The 15,955-nt window shown below is 73.2% G+C and carries 15 protein-coding genes; 5 read left to right on the top strand and 10 right to left on the bottom strand.

The features are described from left to right. Positions 1–2 precede the first annotated feature (2 nt). From kdpB to GGG17_RS17345, 3 genes are read right to left on the bottom strand one after another with little or no spacing between them, the layout of a single operon-like run. Positions 3–2,069, bottom strand: a complete 2,067-nt coding sequence (gene kdpB, locus GGG17_RS08790) for a potassium-transporting ATPase subunit KdpB (RefSeq protein WP_154593362.1) — start codon at positions 2,067–2,069, stop codon at positions 3–5. After that, the gene (kdpA, locus tag GGG17_RS08785) at positions 2,066–3,703 is read right to left on the bottom strand and encodes a potassium-transporting ATPase subunit KdpA (protein WP_311966540.1); all 1,638 of its coding nucleotides are present in this window, start codon (positions 3,701–3,703) and stop codon (positions 2,066–2,068) included. Before kdpA ends, kdpB begins: the two co-directional genes overlap by 4 nt. A gap of 6 nt (positions 3,704–3,709) precedes the next feature. Continuing rightward, complete coding sequence (locus tag GGG17_RS17345) at positions 3,710–3,796, bottom strand: potassium-transporting ATPase subunit F (protein WP_375804517.1); 87 nt, start codon at positions 3,794–3,796, stop codon at positions 3,710–3,712. Between the two features lie 167 nt (positions 3,797–3,963). On the opposite strand from GGG17_RS17345, the gene rimO reads away from it, so the two are divergent. The 4 genes from rimO to GGG17_RS08760 all read left to right on the top strand — a co-directional run bounded on the left by rimO (position 3,964) and on the right by GGG17_RS08760 (position 7,218). After that, complete coding sequence (gene rimO / locus GGG17_RS08775; RefSeq protein WP_195849179.1) at positions 3,964–5,565, top strand: 30S ribosomal protein S12 methylthiotransferase RimO; 1,602 nt, start codon at positions 3,964–3,966, stop codon at positions 5,563–5,565. Beyond that, positions 5,562–6,170, top strand: a complete 609-nt coding sequence (gene pgsA, locus GGG17_RS08770; RefSeq protein ID WP_288799281.1) for a CDP-diacylglycerol--glycerol-3-phosphate 3-phosphatidyltransferase — start codon at positions 5,562–5,564, stop codon at positions 6,168–6,170. The genes rimO and pgsA overlap by 4 nt, the downstream gene beginning before the upstream one ends. After that, the gene (locus GGG17_RS08765) at positions 6,167–6,667 is read left to right on the top strand and encodes a CinA family protein (protein ID WP_288799282.1); all 501 of its coding nucleotides are present in this window, start codon (positions 6,167–6,169) and stop codon (positions 6,665–6,667) included. The genes pgsA and GGG17_RS08765 overlap by 4 nt, the downstream gene beginning before the upstream one ends. A gap of 233 nt (positions 6,668–6,900) precedes the next feature. Further along, positions 6,901–7,218 carry a helix-turn-helix domain-containing protein gene (locus GGG17_RS08760; protein WP_154593360.1) on the top strand — a complete coding sequence of 106 codons (318 nt, stop codon included), beginning with the start codon at positions 6,901–6,903 and terminating at the stop codon, positions 7,216–7,218. A 23-nt stretch (positions 7,219–7,241) separates the two neighbouring features. On the opposite strand, the gene GGG17_RS08755 is transcribed toward GGG17_RS08760, so the two are convergent. The 7 genes from GGG17_RS08755 to GGG17_RS08725 form a co-directional block, all read right to left on the bottom strand. Further along, positions 7,242–8,108: a DNA-formamidopyrimidine glycosylase family protein gene (locus GGG17_RS08755; RefSeq protein WP_154593359.1), complete on the bottom strand. Its 867-nt coding sequence runs from the start codon at positions 8,106–8,108 to the stop codon at positions 7,242–7,244. 54 nt (positions 8,109–8,162) lie between these two features. Next, positions 8,163–8,564: a VOC family protein gene (locus tag GGG17_RS08750; protein WP_154593358.1), complete on the bottom strand. Its 402-nt coding sequence runs from the start codon at positions 8,562–8,564 to the stop codon at positions 8,163–8,165. Positions 8,565–8,609: 45 nt separating this feature from the next. Then, entirely contained in the window at positions 8,610–9,011 is a 402-nt protein-coding gene (locus GGG17_RS08745) for a VOC family protein (protein WP_154593357.1), read from the bottom strand. A 50-nt stretch (positions 9,012–9,061) separates the two neighbouring features. Next, entirely contained in the window at positions 9,062–9,589 is a 528-nt protein-coding gene (locus GGG17_RS08740) for a DUF488 domain-containing protein (protein ID WP_154593356.1), read from the bottom strand. A gap of 28 nt (positions 9,590–9,617) precedes the next feature. Then, complete coding sequence (locus GGG17_RS08735; RefSeq protein ID WP_154593355.1) at positions 9,618–14,471, bottom strand: ATP-dependent helicase; 4,854 nt, start codon at positions 14,469–14,471, stop codon at positions 9,618–9,620. Between the two features lie 138 nt (positions 14,472–14,609). Continuing rightward, positions 14,610–14,999 carry a WGxxGxxG family protein gene (locus tag GGG17_RS08730; RefSeq protein ID WP_154593354.1) on the bottom strand — a complete coding sequence of 130 codons (390 nt, stop codon included), beginning with the start codon at positions 14,997–14,999 and terminating at the stop codon, positions 14,610–14,612. Between the two features lie 52 nt (positions 15,000–15,051). Next, positions 15,052–15,357, bottom strand: coding sequence for a WGxxGxxG family protein (locus GGG17_RS08725; RefSeq protein ID WP_154593353.1), 306 nt, complete (start codon positions 15,355–15,357; stop codon positions 15,052–15,054). Positions 15,358–15,595: 238 nt separating this feature from the next. Here GGG17_RS08725 and GGG17_RS08720 point away from each other — a divergent pair, with 238 nt between their 5' ends. Continuing rightward, positions 15,596–15,832, top strand: coding sequence for a DUF3046 domain-containing protein (locus GGG17_RS08720; protein ID WP_154593352.1), 237 nt, complete (start codon positions 15,596–15,598; stop codon positions 15,830–15,832). Positions 15,833–15,955: the final 123 nt, after the last annotated feature.

The following is a 15,955-nucleotide window of genomic DNA, read 5'->3' as shown; positions in this document are numbered from 1 at the left end:
GATCACGCCAGTCCGGGGAGGTGGGAGACGACCAGGTCGATGAGCTTGATGCCGATGAAGGGGGCGACGACGCCGCCGACCCCGTAGACCAGCAGGTTGCGGCGCAGCAGCTGCGACGCGTTGAGCGGCCGGTAGGCGACGCCCTTGAGGGACAGCGGGATCAGCGCCACGATGATCAGCGCGTTGAAGATCACCGCGGAGAGCATCGCCGACTCGGGGCTGGCGAGCCGCATGACGTTGAGGCGGTCCAGGCCGGGGAAGACGGTCACGAACATCGCCGGGATGATCGCGAAGTACTTGGCGACGTCGTTGGCGATGGAGAAGGTCGTCAGCGCCCCGCGCGTGATCAGCAGCTGCTTGCCGATGCCCACGACGTCGATCAGCTTGGTCGGGTCGGAGTCCAGGTCGACCATGTTGCCGGCCTCCTTGGCCGCCGACGTCCCGGTGTTCATCGCCACGCCCACGTCCGCCTGCGCCAGCGCGGGGGCGTCGTTGGTGCCGTCGCCAGTCATCGCGACCAGCCGGCCGCCCTCCTGCTCCTTGCGGATTAGGGCGAGCTTGTCCTCGGGGGTGGCCTCGGCGAGGAAGTCGTCGACGCCGGCCTCCTCGGCGATCGCGCGAGCGGTGAGCGGGTTGTCCCCGGTGATCATCACCGTGCGGATGCCCATCGCCCGCAGCTGGGCGAAGCGCTCCGCCATACCGGGCTTGACGACGTCCTTGAGGTGCACGACGCCGAGCTCGACGGGAGGCTGGCCGGGACGGCGGACGGCCACCGTCAGCGGGGTACCGCCGGCCGCGGCAATGCCGTCGGCGAGGACGACCGGCTCGGACTCCTCGCGGCCGCCGTTGTCCTTGACCCACGCGGCCACCGCGCCGCCCGCACCCTTGCGCACCTCGGTGCCGTCGGGCAGGTCCACGCCCGACATGCGGGTCTGGGCGGTGAAGGGGACGACCACGGCGCCCTCCCGGGCGAGGTCCTCCGAGGAGCGCACCGCGCCCGCCGGGAGCGACTCTAGGGCCAGGTCGATGATCGAGCGTCCCTCGGGGGTCTCGTCGGCGAGGGAGGACAGGTATGTCGCCTCGGTGAGTTCCTCCACCGACACGCCCGCCACCGGCAGGAACTCGCTCGCGCGACGGTTGCCGAAGGTGATGGTGCCGGTCTTGTCCAGCAGCAGCGTGGACACGTCGCCGGCGGCCTCCACGGCGCGGCCGGACATGGCCAGGACGTTGCGCTGGACGAGCCGGTCCATGCCGGCGATGCCGATGGCCGACAGGAGCGCTCCGATCGTGGTGGGGATGAGGCACACCAGCAGTGCGACCAGCACGATCAGGCTGGGCCGGGCGCCGCTCCACGCCGCGATCGGGGCGATGGCGCTCACCGCCAGCAGGAAGATCAGGGTCAACGTGGTGAGCAGGATGTCCAGGGCGATCTCGTTGGGCGTCTTCTGCCGGGCGGCGCCCTCGACGAGGGAGATCATCCGGTCGATGAAGCTCTCGCCCGGCTTGGTCGTGATCTTGACCACGATCCGGTCCGACAGGACGGTCGTGCCACCGGTCACGGCGCACCGGTCGCCACCGGACTCGCGGATCACGGGGGCGGACTCGCCGGTGATCGCGGACTCGTCGACCGTGGCGACGCCCTCGACCACGTCGCCGTCGCCGGGGATGACCTGACCGGCCTCGACGACGACCAGGTCGCCGATCGCCAGCTCCGCGCCGGGGACCTCCTCCTCGGAGCCGTCGGCGCGCAGCCGCCGGGCCCGCGCCTCGACCTTGGCCTTGCGCAGCGAGTCGGCCTGGGCCTTGCCCCGGCCCTCGGCGACGGCCTCGGCCAGGTTGGCGAAGACGATGGTCGCCCACAGCCACAGCGCCACGCTGACGGAAAAGACCGAGGGGTGCACCACGGCCAGGACCGTGGTGACGACCGCGCTCACCCAGACGACGAAGATGACCGGGGTGTGCACGGCGTGCCGCGGGTCCAGCTTGGCCAGGGCCTGGGGCAGGGCCGCCGCGGCGGTGCTCCACAGCGGCCGGCTCTGCTCGCGGTGCGCGTGGGTGGTGGCGCTCATGACAGGGCCTCCGCGAGGGGTCCGAGGGCGAGGGAGGGGAAGAAGGTGAGACCGGCCAGGACGATGGTGATCGCGACCAGCAGGCCCGCGAAGACCGGCGTGTGGGTCGGCATGGTGCCGTCGGTGACCGGGCGACGGCGCTGCTCGGCGAGCGAGCCCGCGAGCGCCAGCGCCAGCACGATCGGGACGAAGCGGCCGAGGAACATGCAGGCGGCCAGCATGAGGTTGAGCAGCGGCTGGTCGGCCGACAGCCCGGCGAAGGCGGAGCCGTTGTTGTTGGACGCCGAGGTGAAGGCGTAGAGCATCTCCGACAGGCCGTGGGGCCCGACGTTGAGCAGCGCGTCCCGCGAGACGGGCACCGACAGGGCGATCGCGGTGCCCGCGAGCACCAGGGCCGGCATCGCGATGACGTAGAGCGCCGCGCAGGTGATCTCGCGGCGGCCGATCTGCTTGCCGAGGATCTCCGGGGTGCGGCCCACCATCAGGCCGGCGATGAAGACCGTGATGATCGCCAGGATCAGCGCGGAGTAGAGCCCGGTGCCCACGCCGCCGGGGGAGACCTCGCCCAGCATCATGTTGAGCATGAGCATCCCGCCGCCGAGGGCGCTGTAGGAGTCGTGCATCGAGTTGACCGCACCCGTGGAGGTGCCCGTGGTCGCGGTCCCGAAGAGCACGGAGCCGATGAGGCCGAAGCGCATCTCCTTGCCCTCCAGGGCGCCGGTGGCACCGGTGGCGGCGGCCCGCTCGGCGGCATAGGCCGCGGCCAGGCCGAGCGACCACAACGAGGCCATGAGCACCAGCACGACGTGGCCCTGACGACGGTCCCGGACCAGCATCCCGTAGGTCCACGGCAGCGAGAAGGGGATGCACAGCACCAGGAAGGCCTCCACCAGGTTGGTGAACGCGTTGGGGTTCTCGAAGGGGTGGGCGCTGTTGGCGTTGAAGAAGCCGCCGCCGTTGGTGCCGAGCAGCTTGATGACCTCCTGGGAGGCCACCGGGCCGCCCTGGACGGTCTGGCGCGCCCCCGTGACCGTGGTGATCTCGGTGGGGCTGGCGAGGTTCTGCACCACGCCGCCCGCGATCAGGACCAGCGCCCCGAGCACCGCGATCGGCAGCAGGATCCGCACCGTGCCCCGGACCAGGTCCACCCAGAGGCTCCCCAGCCGCCAGGTGCGCTCGCGGGCCAGGCCGCGCACGAGCGCGACGGCGACGGCCATGCCGACCGCGGCGGAGACGAAGTTCTGCACCGTCAGGCCGGCCATCTGCACCAGGTGCCCGGTGCCGACCTCCCCGGCATAGGACTGCCAGTTGGTGTTGGTGGTGAAGGACACCGCGGTGTTGAGGCCGGTGTGCCAGCTCATGCCCTCACGGCCGGCGCGCAGCGGCAGCCACCGCTGGGCCGTGATCAGCGCCCACAGCCCGAGGACCGAGGCGACGGAGAAGCCCATCACGGAGAGGGCGTAGGAGCGCCAGGTCTGCTCGCCGTCCGGGTTGACGCCCGCGGCGCGGTAGAGCACGCGCTCCACCCACAGGTGGCGGGTCGACGTGTAGACCCGGGCCATCCAGGTCCCGAGGGGCACGTGGACGATCCCCAGCAGCGCGACGAGCGCCAGGACGGTCAGGAGGTCACCCACGATGGGTCACCGGCCTTCGGGCCGCAGCAGGGCCACCAGGAGGTAGACGGCGAGAGAGGCGGCGACGAGGCCGACGAGGATGTCTTCGATCACGGGCGCCACTCCAGCACCGGGCGCCTGCCCGACCGGGCCGTTTGACGGCTGGTTGACGGGTCTTGACGCCTTCTTGACGCGCCTCCGGCGGCCCCGGCCGCACGGTCGGGCCGGGGGGCCGGTGCAGGCATGAGGGCGATCGCCCCGGTGGCATCTAGGGTTGTCCCATGACCGCTGACCCCGAGACCGACCTGCACGCTCCGAGGACCGTGGCCGTCGTGACGCTGGGGTGTGCCCGCAACGAGGTGGACTCCGAGGAGTTGGCGGGCCGGCTCGCCGACGGAGGCTGGCGGCTCGTCGACGACGCGGCCGACGCCGACGTCGCGGTGGTCAACACCTGCGGCTTTGTCGAGCAGGCCAAGAAGGACTCCATCGACGCCCTGCTCGAGGCCTCCGACCTCAAGGAGCACGGGCGCACCCAGAAGGTCGTGGCCGTGGGCTGCCTCGCCGAGCGCTACGGCAAGGAGCTGGCCGACCAGCTGCCCGAGGCCGACGCGGTGCTGGGCTTCGACTCCTACACCGACATGAGCTCGCACCTGCGCGCCATCCTCGCGGGGAGCACCCCCGAGGCGCATGTGCCGGGCGACCGGCGCCGCCTGCTGCCGCTGTCCCCGGCCGCCCGCCAGGTCGCCTCGACCGGCGTGGCGCTGCCGGGGCACGGGGCCGCTGTCGACGCCCTGCCCGACGCGGGCGTGGCGCAGGTGCCCGACCTGCCGGCCGGCGTCGCCCCGGACAGCGGGCCCCGGGTCGTGCGCCGCCGGCTCGACGGGCGCCCCTGGGCCCCCCTCAAGATCGCCTCCGGGTGCGACCGGCGGTGCGCCTTCTGCGCGATCCCGGCCTTTCGCGGGTCGTTCGTGTCGCGCCGCCCCGCCGACGTGCTGGCCGAGGCGCGCTGGCTCGTCGACCAGGGCGTCCGCGAGGTCTTCCTCGTGTCGGAGAACTCCACGTCCTACGGCAAGGACCTCGGCGACCTGCGGCTGCTCGAGTCGCTCGTCGAGTCGCTCGGCGAGATCGAGGGGCTGCCCCGCATCCGCGTGTCCTACCTCCAGCCCGCCGAGATCCGTCCGGGTCTGATCGAGACGCTGCTGCGCGTGCCGACCGTCGTCCCCTACTTCGACATCTCCTTCCAGCACGCGAGCGAGCCGGTGCTGCGCCGGATGCGGCGGTTCGGGTCGACCGAGGCCTTCCTGAGGCTCGTCGAGCAGATCCGGGCGATCCGGCCGGACGCCGGCATCCGGTCCAACGTCATCGTGGGCTTCCCCGGCGAGACCGACGACGACGTGGCCGAGCTCGAACGCTTCCTCGCAGCGGCCCGGCTCGACGTCGTGGGCGTCTTCGGCTACTCCGACGAGGACGGCACCGAGGCCGAGGGTTACGCCGACAAGGTCGACGAGGACGTCGTGGCAGAGCGGGTGGCCCGCGTGCAGGCGCTCGTGGACGAGCTGATGGCCCAGCGGGCCGATGAGCGGGTGGGGTCGGTCGTCGAGGTGCTGGTCGAGTCCGTCGAGCAGGCTGAGGCTAAGGATGAGGTCGGGGGTTCGGGTGGTGCCGTCGAGGTCGTCGGGCGCTCGCCCTTCCAGGGGCCCGACGTCGACGGCGTGACCCTGCTCTCGTATGCCGACGGCGCGCCCCTGCCTCGTGTGGGCGACCTCGTGCGCGCGACCGTCGTGGCGAGCGAGGGCGTCGACCTGGTGGCCGAGCCGCTCGCGGAGGCGACGGCCGAGACCCTGACCGAGACCGCTGAGCCGCAGCCGGGGGCCGCGTCGTGAGCGCACCCGTGACGCCCGGGGGACGCGCCCCGCAGCGGCACGTCAGCAATTGGAACATCGCCAACGCGCTGACGATGCTGCGGATCCTGCTCGTCCCCGTGTTCGTGTGGTTGCTCATGCGTCAGGGCGGGCTGGACGCGAGCGACCGGTGGTGGGCCTGGGGCGTCTTCGTCCTCGCCTCGGTCACGGACAAGATCGACGGGGACCTCGCACGCTCGCGCGGCCTGATCACCGACTTCGGCAAGCTCGCCGACCCGATCGCCGACAAGGCCCTCATGGGCGCCGGCCTGATCTGTCTGTCGCTGATCGGCGACCTCTGGTGGTGGGTGACGGTCGTCATCCTCGTGCGCGAGCTGGGGATCACGCTGCTGCGCTTCGTCGTGATCCGTTACGGCGTGATGGCGGCGAGTCGTGGCGGCAAGCTCAAGACCATGCTGCAGGCCATCGCCCTCGGCATGTACGTCCTGCCCGGCAACGACCTGTGGCACTGGGCGTGCGCCCTCGTCATGGCCGCCGCGCTGGTCGTCACCGTCGTCACCGGCGTCGACTACCTCCTCGCAGCGCACCGGCTGCGGCGGGACGCGCGTCCCGGCGGCGGGGCGTGACGGCGGGCGGGACGGCATACGGCTCGGACAGGTCCGACCTGGCGAGCCGCCTGGTGGCGCGGCTGGCCGAGCGCGGTCTGACCGTGGCGACCGCCGAGTCGCTGACCGGGGGGCTCGTCGTGGCTGACCTGGTGAGCGTCCCGGGCGCGAGTGCGGTCGTGCGCGGCGGGGTCGTGGCATACGCCTATGACGTCAAGGCCGAGGTGCTCGGGGTCGAGGCTGCCCTGCTGGCGGCCCGCGGCGCGGTCAACGACGAGGTCGCCCGGCAGCTGGCCGAGGGGGCCCGGCGGGTGTGCCGCGCCGACGTCGGTCTCGCGACGACCGGCGTCGCGGGTCCGGACCCGGCGGACGGCGAGCCGGTCGGGACGGTCTACGTCGCTGTGGCGGACGCGTCCGGCTGCCGGGCGTGGAGGCTCACGCTGGCGGGGGAACGCGCGGCGATCCGGGCGGCGAGCGTGCAGGCGGTGCTGGCGCGCGCCCTGGAAGGTCTGGGCTGATCCCAGCGTTGTGCAGAGGGCGCACAGCCCCCTCCCTCCGGATCGTGAGCCTTTGGTCGGACCTCCTTGGCGCCGACCCTCGCGATCTGCAGGGGGGAGATCGGGGGGGAGGCGGGACACGCGGGCCGGGCTGCGCCGACCGAGGGGTGGTCCGCATGGCAGGAGGGCCGCCGTGGGGCTGGCGCGCTATCGTGGGCCACGCACGTGCGTGCTGGCCGAGAAGGGAGCGAGGGATGACCCTGCTGCGTCGTGAGCTGGGCCAGGTACTGCGCGACCGCCGGCGCACCCTCGGTCGCACGCTCCGGGACGTGTCCGCGTCCGCCAAGGTCTCCCTCGGCTACCTGTCCGAGGTCGAGCGTGGCGAGAAGGAAGCGTCCTCGGAGCTCATCTCCTCGATCTGTGCGGCGCTGGACGTGCCCCTGTCGACCGTCCTCGGGGACGTGTCCACCCGGGTCGCCGCCTCCGAGCGGATGTCGGCACCCGTCCCGCTCCCGGTGTCCGCAGAGCGCGAGCTCGCGCCAGCCTCCACCTCCGCACGCTCGGCCGCGTGAGCTGCGGCACCTGAGCTGCCGTCTCAGCCGTTGCGGCTCGGCCCGCTTCGCCCCTCGCCGAGCGGACGCTGACGTCGCCCGTCGTCGTCGGGCCCGAGCCCGCCCTGGCAGACCGGGCAGTAGAACATCGCCCGGTCCTGCGGCGCCTCCCCGATCCGCGAGAGCCGCACCGGGCCGCCGCAGCGTCGGCAGGGGAGGCCGCTGCGACCGTGCACCAGCATCTCCTGACCCGGAGCGAGCGAACCGGTCGACGTCGACTGGCGCAGCACCTTGCTGGCGTCGACCAACGCCTGGACCCGCGTGACGATGGACCGCAGGCGCGCTGCGTCGAGCTCGGCGACGGGTGTCCATGGCCACACGCGCTCCAGGTGCAGCACCTCCGCGTCCCACATCGTGCCGACCCCCGCCAGGTTGCGCTGGTCCAGGAGCGCGGCGCCGATCTCGCGGTCGGGGCGGCGCTGCAGGTTGGCGACGGCCACCTCCGGGTCCCAGTCGGGACCGAGCAGGTCCGGGCCGAGGTGCCCGACGAGGCGCCCCTCGTCAGCAGTCCGGACGAGGTCGATCATCCCGAGCATGGTGCCGATGGCCGTCGCGGTCTCGCAGCCCACGACCGCGCGCACGTCCGGGTCGCGCAGCTGCCGCAGCGTGAGCCTCGCCGGGTCGTGGGTGCGCCAGGACCCGTCCATCCGCAGGTGCGAGTGGAGGGTCAGCCCGTCGTCGAGCCGGTGCAGGATGTGCTTGCCGCGCGGCACGACCTCCACCGTCGTGCGTCCGCGCAGGTCGGCGGTGGCCAGCGATGGCCAGCGCAGGTCGCAGTCGGTGACCACGCGCCCCGCGAGCGCCCGGTGGAGGCGCCGGGCGGTGCGCCATACGGCATCTCCCTCGGGCATGGACCGATCCTGGCACGACCGGCCGTATGCCGGGAGCCTGGCGTCTTTCGGGGCTCAGGCCTGCGGCTGGAAGCCGATCAGCCAGGACAGGCCGAAGCGGTCGACGACCCGCCCGTCCCAGTCGCCCCAGGGGCGAGCATGCAGGTCGTCCACGACGGTGCCGCCCTCGCTCAGCTCGGCGAACCAGCGCCGCGAGGTGTCGGCGTCAGCCGCCCCGAGGAGGGCCAGCATCAGCCCGGCCGTGCGGACGGTCTGCTGGCCGTCGGTGCCGTCCGCGCCGAAGACCGTGACCGGGCCGGTCAGCTGGCCGTGCCCGATGGCGTCGAGCGGTTGCTCGGTGCGCCGCAGGTCCTCTCTGGTGTGCAGGCTCAGCTCGCCGCCGAAGATCCGCTGGTAGGTGCTGAGGGCGTCTCGGGTGGTGCCGGGGAAGATGACGTACGGTGCGGGGGCGCTCATGTGGACACTGTACACACGTCATCCAGTCCTGGCTTCCTGCACCGATCAGCCCTGGACGAGGCAGAAGGGGTGGCCGGCCGGGTCCAGGTAGACGCGGAAGCTGCCCTCCTCGGACGGCTGGTGCTCGTGCACCCGGCCGCCGAGCTCGAGGACTCGTGGCTCTGCAGCATCGATGGCGGGGACGCTCAGGTCCAGGTGGAACTGCTGCGGGTGGGCGCCGCCGGGCCAGGTGGGCGCGACGTAGTCATCGATGCGCTGGAAGGCCAGCGTCGCCCGCCCGTCCGGGTTGTCTTTGGAGACCCCACCGCCCGGCGGGACGAGATTGACCCACGCACGGTCGGCGCCCTCCTCCAGCTCGTAGCCGAGCAGGGCGCCGTAGAAGCGGCCCAGCTCGAGCGCGTCGGGACAGTCCAGGACGACGAGGTCAAGCTTTGGAGTGATAGCCATGAGGGGACCGTAGCGGCGGTTGCGGACGACTGGCGTCCGCTTGCTCACGGTCAGTCGGGGGTCTCCGGGGGATAGGTGATGGAGGATCCCACGACCTGGGCGAAGGCGGTGAGCTTGTGCTCGCGGGCCTGGTGAGGACCCACGATGTCCACGACCCGCACGCCGCGGACCAGCAGGGCGTCGCCCACCAGCGAGCGGTGGCACCGCCAGGGCACGGCCTCGGCGCACATGATCGCCGTCCGAGGCCGGGCGGCCAGGTCCACGAGCTCGTCCACGGCCGCGCGGAACGCCGGCGTCTGCATGTAGTCGGCGTAGCCCCGGAAGGAGGCGTTGCGCCAGGCACCGTTGATCGAGTCCGGCGCGGTCTTGCGCAGGCCGCCCAGCTCCTTGAGGTAGACGTAGCGGACACCTTGCTCCGGGAGCGAGGTCCGCAGAGCCTCCTGGGAGTACTGCGGGTTGTGTCGCGAGCCCGGCACCGTGCGGATGTCGACGAGCTGGGTGATCTCGTGCTCGCGCAGCAGCCCGATGAGCTCCTCGAGCGGGCGTGTCGAGTGCCCGATCGTCCAGACCGTCGTCATCCTCCGAGCTCCTTCGGTGTCAGCGGTGTCAACGGCGCAGCCGCAGCCCGCGCGGGGTGTGGTGGAAGCCGGCGTCCGCCAGCGCCTGCACGAGCGGGTGATCGGACCCGAGGAGTGCGGCGCCGTCCGCGCGCTCGACGCTGAGCCTGCCCAGCGCGCCGCGGTGCACCACGTCCGCCAGCGCCCTGGCGGCGGCCCCGAGGTCGGCGGGGTCCTCGCCGAAGGACAGCAGCGTCTTGCCACCACGCTCGACGTAGAGGACCAGGCGCCCGTCCACGAGCACGACGAGGGCACCGGCCTTGCGGGCCGGACGATGCCTGCCTGCGTCGTCCGGGCGCTCGGGCCAGGGCAGCGCCGCACCGTAGACGTTGGCCGGATCGGTCGCGGCCAGGACCAGGGCGGGGCGCTCGGGCTGAGCTCCGCGACGCTGAGCGCTCACCGACCAGGCGTCGCCGAGGTGCGCGAGCGGGCTGGCCGGCAGGCCGGCCCCCTGCTGACCACCGGCGGTGTCGTCGAGGACCCGGCTGCCGGCGCGCAGACGGTCCACGGCCCCCGCGGTCGCGAACTGGGAGCCGCCGAGGCCCTCCACGAAGTAGCCGCGTCGCACCCGACCGGACTCCTCGGCGGCGGCGAGGACCCGATAGACGGACGCGAAGCCGCCCACGACCTCCTCGGCGACCGCGCTGCCGCGGGTGACCACGCCGTAGCGGTCGAGGAGCAGCTCGGCCTGCGCCCACGCGCGGACGGTCGCGTCGGCCTCGGTGGCCGGCAGGACGCTCCATCGCCCGAGGCCGCGGGGGTCGGTGATGCGCACGCTCGAGGCGGGCCGGGCCAGGCCGTTGCGGGGACCGCCCCCACGCAGCGTCCCGAGGGTGCCGCGTCGACCGCCGCGTCCGGCCCGGGGGCCGCTGCGGCGTGGCTTGTGCGCCGTGTGGCCCCCGTCGAGCAGGCCTCGCAGGGCCGTGAACGTGTCGCCGGTGACGTGCCCTGCCCAGACCAGTGCCCACAGGTCGTCGACGACCGTGGCGTCGGTGCCTCGTCCGAGCGTCGCGGCGAGCCCGGCCACGAAGTGCGCCCCGCCCAGCCGCAGGTGGTCGAGCAGGTCCCGCTGCTGCGCGGTGAGATCAGCCTCCGGGCCGGGGGCTGCCAGCGTGAGGTGGGCGGTGTCCGCCAGGTGCAGCGAGACCCAGCCGTCGTCCCCGGGCAGGGACCCGTGCCCCTGCCACAGCACCTCACCCGTCGCCGTCAGCTCGTCCAGCATCGCGGGGGAGTAGTCCGGCACGCGGGCCGGGAGCACGAGTGTCTCGACGGCGCTGGCGGGCAGGCGCGCCCCGGCCAGCTGCTCCACGGCGCGCGCCACGGCCTCGACGCCCCGGCTGCGATCCCCGATGCCGTGCCAGGCCGGCACGAACCGCGCCAGGTCGGTCACCGGGACCGGCTCGACCTCCGCGCGGAGCGCAGCCAGGGAGCGTCGCCGCAGGGTGCGCAGCACCTGCACGTCGCAGTACTCGACACCGTGCTGCCCGCCGCCGAGCTGCTCGGGGAGCAGCTCACCCTCGACGAGCTGACCGCGACCGACGAGACGAGCGAGGGTGTGCGAGGCGACCGCCGTGCCGAGCCCGAGGGTCGCGGCGACGGCCGTGGCGGTGAAGGGTCCGTGGGTGCGCGCGTATCGCTGCACCAGTCCGCCGAGCGGGTCGTCGCCGCCGTCCAGCAGGCTGTCGGCGATGCCGGGCGGCACGGCCACCCCGAGGGCGTCGCGCAGCCGACCCGCGTCCTCCACGACGGCCCACCGCTCCTCGTCGCTGATGCGGACCCGGACGACGCGGCGCGCCGACTCGAGCTGCTGCAGCCAGGTCGCCGCCTGCCCCTCGTCCGGGTAGGCGTCCTCCTCGGCGGCGCAGCGCAGCGCGACGTCGGGAGTGCTCAGGGGACCCACGACGCGCAGGAGGTCGGCGACCCCCTCGGCGTCCCGGCACCGTCGAGCCGGCGAGAGGCGTTGCAGGTCGGCCTCGGTCGCGGTGATGACCTCGGGGTCCAGCAGGTCTCGCAGGGAGCTGCCGGCGTCCTGGCCGAGCAGGTCCGACAGCAGGTCGGCGTCGAGCGAGAGCGCGGCGGCCCGGCGCTCGGCCAGGGGGGAGTCGCCCTCGTAGAGGTACTGGGCGACGTAGCCGAAGAGCAGGCTCTTGGCGAACGGCGACGGGGTCGGCGTCTCGACCTCGACGACACGGACGTCCCTGGACCGGACGCGGGCCATCAGGTCGATCAGCCCGGGGACGTCGAAGACGTCCTGGAGGCATTCCCGCACGGCCTCGAGGACGATGGGGAAGGACGGGTAGCGGCTGGCCACCTCGAGCAGCTGCGCGGACCGCTGCCGCTGCTGCCACAGGGCCTGACGTCGACCGGGCTGGCGCCTCGGCAGCAGCAGGGCGCGCGCGGCGCACTCGCGGAACCGGGCGGCGAAGACGGCCGAGCCGCCGATCTCGGCCGTCACCAGGGCCCGGACGTCGTCCGGGTCGAGGGTGATCAGGTCGACGATCTCGCGGGTCCAGTCCGCCACGTCGCCGGACTCCCCGTCGTCGCCCGCAGGCCCGTCGACGGCCGTGTCGAGGTCCGGGAGCCGCAGGATGATGCCGTCGTCGGCGTTCATCGCCTGCACGTCGTAGCCGAACCGCTCGCGGAAGCGGGCCCCGACGGCCAGGGCCCAGGGAGCGTGCACCTGCTGTCCGTAGGGGGAGTGGATCGCGATCCGCCAGTCGCCGATCTCGTCGCGGAAGCGCTCGACCACCACGGTCCGGTCGTCGGGCACCACGCCCGTGGCCTCGCGCTGCTCGGCGAGGTAGTCGACCAGGTTGTCGGCCGCCCAGGCGTCCAGCCCGCCGTCGGACAGGCGGTGCACGGCGTCCTCCCGTGGCAGCCGTGAGAGCTCGCGAAGCCGTGCCCCGACCGCCGCGCCGAGCTCGGCCGGGCGCCCGAGCTGGTCGCCCTTCCAGAACGGCAGACGACCGGGCTGGCCCGGGGCCGGCGTGACGAGCACCCGGTCTTGCGTGATGTCCTCGATGCGCCAGGCCGTGGAACCGAGCGTGAAGACGTCGCCCACCCGCGACTCGTAGACCATCTCCTCGTCGAGCTCGCCCACCCGCCGGCCGGGGCCGTCACCGGTGGCCAGCATCACGGCATACAGCCCGCGGTCGGGGATCGTCCCACCGCTGGTGACGGCCAGCCGTTGTGCGCCGGGGCGACCGGACACCGTGTCGGCGACGCGGTCCCACACGATCCTGGGCCGCAGCTCGGCGAACTCGTCGCTCGGGTAGCGCCCGGCGAGCATGTCGAGGGTGGCCTCCAGGACGGAGCGGGGCAAGGACGCGTAGGGGGCCGCCCGCCGGACGAGCTGCTCCACGTCCCCCACGGTCCAGTCGTCGAGCGCGCACATGGCCACGACCTGCTGGGCCAGGACGTCGACGGGGTTGGCGGGGATGCGCAGCGCCTCGATGGCCCCCTCGCGCATGCGGTCGATCACCACGGCGGTCTGGACCAGGTCGGCGCGGTACTTGGGGAAGAAGACGCCGCGGGAGACGGCCCCCACCTGGTGCCCGGCGCGGCCGACGCGTTGCAGGCCGCTCGCCACGCTCGGGGGGCTCTCGACCTGGACCACGAGGTCCACCGCGCCCATGTCGATGCCGAGCTCGAGCGAGCTGGTGGCGACCACGGCCGGCAGCAGGCCGGACTTGAGGGCCTCCTCGATCTCCTGGCGGTGCTCCTTGCTGACGGAGCCATGGTGGGCCCGGGCCAGCACGGGTGCGGCACCGTGGCTCTGCCCGGCCTGACCCATGAGGTGCGCAGGGGTGCCGTGGGTGAGGCGAGCGGGCGCGGGCAGGCCGTCCGGCGCGGTGACGGGGGGCACCGGCGTACGACCGTCGTCGCCCTCGTCCTCGGGGGGTCCGAGCCGCTCCTCCCACAGCTCGTTGAGGCGCGCAGTCAGACGCTCCGCCAGCCGCCGCGAGTTGGCGAAGACGAGCGTCGAGCGTTGCTGGGCGACGAGGTCGACGATGCGTTCCTCGACGTGAGGCCACACCGATGCCGCGCGGCGCGGGTCCGCGTCGCCGGGGCCGTCGAGGTCGACCGGCGCGGCGGAGCCCAGCTCGGCCAGGTCGGGGACCGGGACGACGACCTGCAGGTCCCACTCCTTGGTCGACGGGGGCTGGACGACGCTGACGGGGCGGCCCCCCGCCAGGTAGCGCGCGACCTCCTCCACGGGGCGGACCGTGGCGGACAGGCCGACGCGCGTCGCGGGACGGTCCAGCAGGGCGTCCAGGCGCTCCAGGGACAGGGCGAGGTGGGCGCCTCGCTTGGTCCCCGCGACGGCGTGGACCTCGTCGAGGATCACCGTCTCGACCCCGCGCAGGCTCTCGCGCGAGGCGGACGTGAGCAGCAGGAAGAGCGACTCGGGCGTGGTGATCAGCACGTCGCTCGGACGGCGTTGGAAGGCCCGGCGATCGGCGGCCGGGGTGTCCCCGCTGCGCACCGACACCGTCACGGCGGGTGGGGGGATACCCAGCCTGCGCGCGGCGTGCTCGATGCCGACCAGGGGCGAGCGCAGGTTGCGCTCGACGTCCACGGCCAGCGCCTTCATCGGGGAGACGTACAAGACCCGGCAGCGGCGCAACGGGTCCTGCGGCGGTGGGCTCGACCCCACCTGGTCCAGCGCCCACAGGAAGGCCGCCAGGGTCTTGCCCGACCCGGTGGGCGCCACGACGAGCGTGTGCTGACCCGTCGACACCGCCTCCCACGCCCCGGTCTGGGCCGGTGTGGGCGCGGGGAAGCTGCTCCGGAACCACGCGCGGGTGGCTGGGGAGAAGCGGTCGAGGACGTCGCTGGTCATGGTGCGTCCAAGAGTGCCACGGAGGTCCGACATACCCCTGGCCCTCCCGGTGCGACGAGGGGGTCCACGGCCAGCCGGCCGGGGACCCCCTCGATGGTGCTGCGCGCGGGCCTGCGATGCCCGGCCCGCGCAGGCGCGTCAGCGGCGGGTGTCGTCGTCCAGGCCGTCACGACGCGTCTCGCCGAGACCGCCACGGTCGGTGTCCGTGGTGCGGATGGCGTCGTCGCGGTCGACGTGGCCGTGGGTGACGTTGGTGTCGTGGTGCGTGCCCACGTGCTCGGTGCGGGTGCTGCGGTGGTCCACGTGGTCAGCGGGGTGGACCTCGTGCTTCTTGTTCTTCTTCAGCAGGCCGGCCAGTCCCAGCAGACCGAGCAGGCCCCACAGGCCGGTCTTGTCGGACTCGGTCGTGGTAGTGGTCGTGGTGACCGAGGTGCTCGGCGAGGGGGTCGCGGTGTCGGCGACGGCCGCGCCGGCGGGCACGATGGCGAAGGCGGCGGCCGCGGCGGCGGTGAGGATGGTCTTGCGCATGATGGTCAAGCCTTTCGTTGAGGGAAGGTGCGTCGGGAGATCGGTCGGCTTCTCAGCGGGACCGGTCGTCGGTCCGGTGGGCCTGGGTCGACGTGGCGCGGGTGGCGCCCGAGGCGCGACGCTCGTCGACGGCCTGCTTGCCCTTGAGCAGGCCCGCGAGGCCGAGGGCCCCGAGGAGGCCGGCGAGGCCCCACTTGCCGGAGTTGTCGTCGGCGACGTTGTCCTCGTCGGCGGCGACGACGGTGACGCTGGGTGCGTGCTGGGCGGGCGGGGCTGCCATGGACGGGGCAGCAGCGGCAGTGACCGATGCGGCTCCGATCACGGCGGCGGCACCCAGACGGGTCATGGTGCGGCGCATGATTTTCCTTTCGTCGTACGGTCGTTCGCTGTTTGTACTGCTTCATGTTTGCCACCCCCGCCCGCGCCCATGCGTGAAGGTGGTTGTGATCCATGTCATAGTGTGCGCGTGATATAACAGGTCACTTTGCGTACTCATGCTGGTCACAGCGCTGCCGGTCCCCGCATGGTCGGCGGCGCTCGTTGCGCCGTTCGGGTGATGGGTTGCACACTTGTGATCTGCACGGCAGGGTGTCCGGATGCGCCTGTCCGACCTGCGGCGGCTCCTGGACGAGGAGTTCGGCCCCGGCTATGCCCCCACGGTGGCCAGCGACCACCGGATCTCGGGGCTGGGCAGCCGCACCGTCGAGGAGGCGGTGGCCGACGGGATCCCGCCGCGCGCCGTGTGGCTCGCCCTCTGCGACGACTTCGACGTGCCCGAGTCGCGGCGCCTCGGGCGGGACCGACCCCTGCGCCGGGACGCGCCCCTCGACTGACTGTGAGGGTGTGACAGCAGCCCAGCGGTGATGGGCTGTGGTCGTCGGTCTCGTTCGTGACTCCTCGCCTGACTGGCTTCGTGCCTTCCGCGCGACTTGTCCGTTCGGGATCGGCGACCCGGC

The sequence above is a fragment of the Arsenicicoccus cauae genome (assembly GCF_009707125.1).
GTDB lineage: Bacteria > Actinomycetota > Actinomycetes > Actinomycetales > Dermatophilaceae > Arsenicicoccus > Arsenicicoccus cauae.
This window is presented reverse-complemented; position numbering and strand designations above follow the sequence as displayed.

Excerpts from the sequence above, each read along its gene's own strand:
- kdpB (WP_154593362.1), bottom strand. The coding sequence starts at position 2,069 with ATGAGCGCCACCACCCACGCGCACCGCGAGCAGAGCCGGCCGCTGTGG.
- rimO (WP_195849179.1), top strand. The coding sequence starts at position 3,964 with ATGACCGCTGACCCCGAGACCGACCTGCACGCTCCGAGGACCGTGGCC.
- GGG17_RS08760 (WP_154593360.1), top strand. The coding sequence starts at position 6,901 with ATGACCCTGCTGCGTCGTGAGCTGGGCCAGGTACTGCGCGACCGCCGG.
- GGG17_RS08755 (WP_154593359.1), bottom strand. The coding sequence starts at position 8,108 with ATGCCCGAGGGAGATGCCGTATGGCGCACCGCCCGGCGCCTCCACCGG.
- GGG17_RS08750 (WP_154593358.1), bottom strand. The coding sequence starts at position 8,564 with ATGAGCGCCCCCGCACCGTACGTCATCTTCCCCGGCACCACCCGAGAC.
- GGG17_RS08745 (WP_154593357.1), bottom strand. The coding sequence starts at position 9,011 with ATGGCTATCACTCCAAAGCTTGACCTCGTCGTCCTGGACTGTCCCGAC.
- GGG17_RS08740 (WP_154593356.1), bottom strand. The coding sequence starts at position 9,589 with ATGACGACGGTCTGGACGATCGGGCACTCGACACGCCCGCTCGAGGAG.
- GGG17_RS08735 (WP_154593355.1), bottom strand. The coding sequence starts at position 14,471 with ATGACCAGCGACGTCCTCGACCGCTTCTCCCCAGCCACCCGCGCGTGG.
- GGG17_RS08730 (WP_154593354.1), bottom strand. The coding sequence starts at position 14,999 with ATGCGCAAGACCATCCTCACCGCCGCCGCGGCCGCCGCCTTCGCCATC.
- GGG17_RS08725 (WP_154593353.1), bottom strand. The coding sequence starts at position 15,357 with ATGCGCCGCACCATGACCCGTCTGGGTGCCGCCGCCGTGATCGGAGCC.
- GGG17_RS08720 (WP_154593352.1), top strand. The coding sequence starts at position 15,596 with ATGCGCCTGTCCGACCTGCGGCGGCTCCTGGACGAGGAGTTCGGCCCC.